At 39.0% G+C, this 438-nt stretch carries 1 protein-coding gene; it reads left to right on the top strand.

Annotated features, from left to right (window positions below; genetic code table 11):
- Positions 1–180: 180 nt before the first annotated feature.
- Positions 181–438 (top strand): hypothetical protein (locus GFC01_RS18250; protein ID WP_479723395.1); only part of this gene is annotated, 258 nt, incomplete at its 3' end.

The raw sequence follows: 438 nt of genomic DNA, 5'->3' as shown, positions 1-438 counted from the left end.
CGATGGCTTTGAGGTCATCTTCTGTTGCTATGCGGTTGAAAGTTTTCACAATTAAGTCCCCCATCTTTTTTTCATTTATCATACATATTATTGATGCGATTGCGCAAAATAAAAAGAAAAATGATTTCGTGTGTATATATTTTTTGAAAAGTGTTCAGAATGTTGCTGAGGTGATGAAAAATGAGAGAGGAAGAAAAGAAACGTACTTCCAAAATCACAAAAGTTCAGCAATTTTTCCGTAAGCGCTGGGTATTCCCTGCTATTTACTTGGTCAGCGCAGCGGTCGTGTTAACAGCCGTTCTTTGGTATCAAGCTGTATCAAAAGATGTGAAAGACCAACTATCTGATGGAAATCAAACAGGGCAAGAACAGCGCGATGATGCCGTTGAAGTTGGAAAGCCAATTGAAAATGTCGCAATGCCGGTCCAGAATTCTGAT

This window comes from Desulfofundulus thermobenzoicus (genome assembly GCF_009428905.1).
GTDB classification, from domain to species: domain Bacteria; phylum Bacillota; class Desulfotomaculia; order Desulfotomaculales; family Desulfovirgulaceae; genus Desulfofundulus_A; species Desulfofundulus_A thermobenzoicus.
This window is presented reverse-complemented; position numbering and strand designations above follow the sequence as displayed.